Raw genomic sequence first — 4149 nt, forward strand, 5'->3', positions numbered from 1 at the left:
GGTGACCAGGACGGCAGGAGCCGTGTAACGAGAGATCGTTCCGCACGGTTCTGTGAGAGCCGAGGGGTGAGATTCCCCTCGGCTACTCGGCGGCTAGGTGTCTCCAGCCCATCGGTGGCTTGAAAGGATTGGCCGCTCGGCATCCCGCGACGACTCGACCACTCATTGGGATGCGCGCGGCAAGATCGCTTGGTAAGGACACGCTGGCGAGGTCGTCTGCTGGGACTCGAATCGGATCGACTTCGGAGGTGGCCGTGCCCGAGCTGTGGGCCGGTACGGACGCGGGCAAGGCCGAGCATCACTGCGTGGTGATCGACAGCGAGGGCGAGCGGAAGTTGTCGCGGCGAGTGCCCAACGACGAGACTGCACTGCTCAAACTGATCGGCGACGTGCTGGAGTTGAGCGACGGGGAGCCGGCAACGTGGGCGCTCGATCTCAATGCCGGCGGGGCCGCGTTGATGATCGCGCTGCTGATCGACAACGGGCAGCAGGTCCTCTACATCCCTGGCCGCACGGTCCACCACGCATCCGGCTCCTACCGGGGCGACGGGAAGACGGATGCCAAGGACGCCTTCGTCATCGCCGACCAGGCCCGCATGCGCCGCGACCTTCAGACCATGCACCGCGGCGACGACATAGCCGTTGACCTGCGCATTCTGACCTCGCGCCGCCTCGATCTGGCGGCGGACCGCACCCGAGCGATCAACCGGATGCGGGCCCAGATGCTGGAGTACTTCCCCGCGCTGGAGCGGGCCTTCGACTACAAGACCTCGAAGGCGTCCCTCGTGCTGCTGACGGGTTACCAGACACCGGCCGCCCTGCGCCGCATCGGCAAGAACCGCCTCGCGACCTGGCTGAAGAACCGCAAGGTCCGCAACTCCCAGATCGTCGCGGCCACGGCTGTCGAGGCCGCTGAGGCCCAGCACACCGCCGTCGCCGGGGAGAAGCTCGCCGCGGTCGTGGTGGCCAAGCTGGCGAGGGAGGTGATGGCCCTCGATGAGGAGATCGCCGAGACCGATGTCCTGATCGAGGGCCGGTTTCGCGATCACCCACACGCCGAGGTCATCCTGAGCATGCCCGGCCTCGGTCCGGTCCTGGGAGCCGAGTTCATCGCCCACACCGGTGGGGACATGAGCGTCTTCGGCAGCTCCGACCGCCTGGCCGGTGTCGCCGGCCTGGCTCCGGTCCCGAAGGACTCGGGACGCATCAGCGGGAACATGCGCCGACCACGCCGCTACTGTCGGCGTCTGTTGCGGGTCTTCTACATGTCCGCGATGGTCGCGGCCAGGTGCTGCCCCACCTCGAAGGCGTTCTACAACCGCAAGAGAGCCGAGGGCAAAGGCCACCGCCAGGCCGTCATCGCCCTCGCGCGCCGCAGCCTGAACGTCCTGTGGGCGCTCATACGCGACGGCCGAACCTTCGAGATCACCGTGCCGCCGAGCCCTGTCGCACTGGGCTGACACGCTCACAGCGAGTCACCAGCCAGGCTTGACAACTTCATTGGGAATCCTTTCAACGCGTAAAGACCTGGAAGAGCTCCCGCGACCCCGACTACGCGGCCAAGAAGGCCCGCGTCGAGCACCTCTACGCGATCGCCGACGGCCAAGTCATACCCGACGAAGACGAGCCTGAAGTCATCTTCTGTATGGACGAGTTCGGTCCGCTCAACCTCCAGCCCCACCCCGGCCGGCAATGGGCCGAACGCGGCGGCAGACACAAAGACCCCGAGCGGGAGCCCCGGCCCCGCCGGCGGGCGACCTACACCCGCCCGCACGGGGTACGGCATCTGTTCGCCGCCTACGACCTCGGCAAGGACAGGCTCTACGGCCACATCAAGCCGAGGAAGAACCGGACCAGGTTCCTGGAGTTCTGCCGTTATCTGCGCAGCCTCTACCCGCCCACGGTCCGTATCGCGATCGTGCTCGACAACTTCTCCCCGCATCTGACCACGAAGAAGGACTCCCGGGTCGGTGACTGGGCCGCAGCCAACAACGTCGAATTCGCTTACACGCCGACCAACAGCTCCTGGCTGAACCGCATTGAGGCCCAGTTCACCGCCCTGCGCTACTTCGCACTGGACGGCACCGACCACCCTAGCCACAAGGAAGAGGGCAGCATGATCCGCCGCTACATCATCTGGCGGAACAAGCACGCCGCCGACGAACGGCTCCGCGAGGTGGTCAACAGGGCGAACGTTGCCTGATGCGGCACTAGGGCGTGTTTCGCGAGACGCCGCCCGGCAGACGAGGCTTTCGAAACACGCCCTAGCGGGGATACCTCACACCTCGTCCGCTAAGGGCTGTCCCGTAATCCCTGGTGGATCAGCGCGCGGCGTCAGATGTGGTGCATCGCAAGGCGGAGGGGCGTCCTCATACTGGGTGTATTCGGGCGTTCCGACAACGCAGCGAGGTGCCGCAGCTGTCGTCGTGCGCCCGCCAGGGATTACGGGACAGCCCTTAGCTCGGCCACGTTGCCGTCGCGCTCCTCCCGCAACCACCGGGAGTGGTATCGCTGCGCCCAGGATCGGCTTACGTACCCGGTACGCATGCCGAGTCTTGCCTCCGGGTCCTCGAACGCCTTGCGCATGTGCCCGAGTACGACGAAGGTGATCGCCCAGGCCAGGAGGTCGTGGATGAAGATCGCACTGGTGCGGGAGATGAAGGGCAGCAGCCCCATGAACCACATGAGCAGGCCGGTGAACATCATCACCAGGGCGGCGCCGGCGATCCAGCCTGCATAGAGTTTCTGCCCCGCGTTGAACTTTCCGGCCGGGCGTGCCTCGGGCGAGGTCAGGCGCTGGCGGGCGGCCCGCAGCCATTGCCGGTCGTACACCGCGAACCGGTTCAACCTGCGCAGGTCCGCACGGAAGTCGGCCGAGAGGAGTCCCAGCAGGAAGGGCAGCGGCAGTGAGATGCCCGACCACTCGTGCACGTTGACCATCACGTGCCGCCGGCCGACGAGCTGGGCGAGCGGCCCGAGGTACAGGCAGGCGGCGGAGACGAGACACACGAGCATCAGGTAGCCGGTGGACCATGCGCTCGGCGGTGCCGAAGCGGCGGACCCGTCCCGTGGGATCAGGCCGCTCCGCTGTGCCGGTCGGCGTCGTCGAGCCAGCCGTCGATCGCATATCCGCGCTCCTCCCAGAAACCGGGAACGACCTTGTCGGTGACCGAGATGCCGGACAGCCACTTGGCCGACTTGTAGAAGTACATGGGTGCCACGTAGAGGCGGACCGGTCCGCCGTGCTCGTGGGTGATGGGTTTGTCCTGCATGTTCAGTGCCACGAGGATGTCCGAGCGGCGGGCCTGTTCCAGGGTGAGGCTCTCGGTGTAGGCGCCGTCGAAGCAGGTGAAGCGGACCGCCGCGCCCGGGGAGCGCACTCCGGAGGCGTCGAGGATGTCCGCCAGCTTCACCCCTTCGAAGGGTGTCTGGTCCACCCGCCATCCGTCCGTGCACACCACGTCGTGGACGACCCGGGTCTGCGGCATCGCACGCAGGTCGGCCAGTGTGTAGGTCTTCGGCTTCGTCACCAGCCCGCCGACCGTGAGTGCGTAGTTCGTCTCGTCCTTGCGAGGCACCGAGCCGACAACGCTGTAGTAGCGGAAGCCGCCCGGATTGGGCAGCAGACCGGTCAGTCCGGTCGCGTCGACCTGGGAGGCGGCGCCGAGGAGCCCCTCCCAGCCACGCTGGAGGTAGGGCGCAGCAGCGAGCCCCGCGGCGCTGGCGCCGAGCATGCCCAGCACCGCCCGTCGTCCCACCGGTGCGCCCTCGGCCCTCGGCTTCGGCTGTCCTGCCATGGTCAGTGCGCTCCTTCGCAGTGATCACGACCCCGGAGGTGTGCGGTCGTGCGGGAGACGACGGCACCGGCCGGGCGGGATGCACACGTGTGTACGTTGTCGAGCCTCTACCGTCACCCTTTCAACTGGTGACGATCGTGACATGAGGTTCTCCGGCTGTCAACGACGCGCCGGGCGACACACACCTGCGAGGGGCTTGAGGGCCCGCCACGTCACAGTCGCCGCGGGCGGGCATATGTGAGCTGGTAGGGTGGTTGATGACGTAAACCGTGTATCGAGGAGTCACAGACGTGGTGGGTGAAGACGACATCTCCGGGTGAGATCCGGATTTGACGGCCACCGGCCGGCGCTC

Annotated in this window: 2 protein-coding genes and 2 pseudogenes; 2 read left to right on the forward strand and 2 right to left on the reverse strand. The window is 66.9% G+C overall.

Annotation, left to right across the window (positions count from 1 at the left end):
* Window positions 1-248 precede the first annotated feature (248 nt).
* Both ACNPQM_RS43730 and ACNPQM_RS43735 read left to right on the forward strand, forming a co-directional pair.
* Window positions 249-1460 (forward strand): IS110 family transposase, encoded by a 1212-nt coding sequence (locus ACNPQM_RS43730; protein WP_418088368.1) that lies wholly within the window; start codon window positions 249-251, stop codon window positions 1458-1460.
* A gap of 47 nt (window positions 1461-1507) precedes the next feature.
* Window positions 1508-2203: pseudogene (locus tag ACNPQM_RS43735) on the forward strand (transposase); the annotation flags it as partial.
* A 239-nt stretch (window positions 2204-2442) separates the two neighbouring features.
* On the opposite strand, the pseudogene ACNPQM_RS43740 reads toward ACNPQM_RS43735, so the two are convergent.
* Together ACNPQM_RS43740 and ACNPQM_RS43745 are read right to left on the reverse strand one after the other, a co-directional pair.
* Window positions 2443-3127: pseudogene (locus tag ACNPQM_RS43740) on the reverse strand (cytochrome b/b6 domain-containing protein).
* The gene (locus ACNPQM_RS43745) at window positions 3075-3797 is read right to left on the reverse strand and encodes a molybdopterin-dependent oxidoreductase (RefSeq protein ID WP_418088369.1); all 723 of its coding nucleotides are present in this window, start codon (window positions 3795-3797) and stop codon (window positions 3075-3077) included. The pseudogene ACNPQM_RS43740 and the gene ACNPQM_RS43745 overlap by 53 nt, the downstream one beginning before the upstream one ends.
* Between the last annotated feature and the right edge of the window lie 352 nt (window positions 3798-4149).

The sequence above is a fragment of the Streptomyces sp. NPDC056231 genome (assembly GCF_048270745.1).
Classification (GTDB): domain Bacteria; phylum Actinomycetota; class Actinomycetes; order Streptomycetales; family Streptomycetaceae; genus Streptomyces.

Coding starts and splice junctions, on each gene's coding strand:
- ACNPQM_RS43745 (WP_418088369.1), bottom strand. CDS start 3,797: ATGGCAGGACAGCCGAAGCCGAGGGCCGAGGGCGCACCGGTGGGACGA.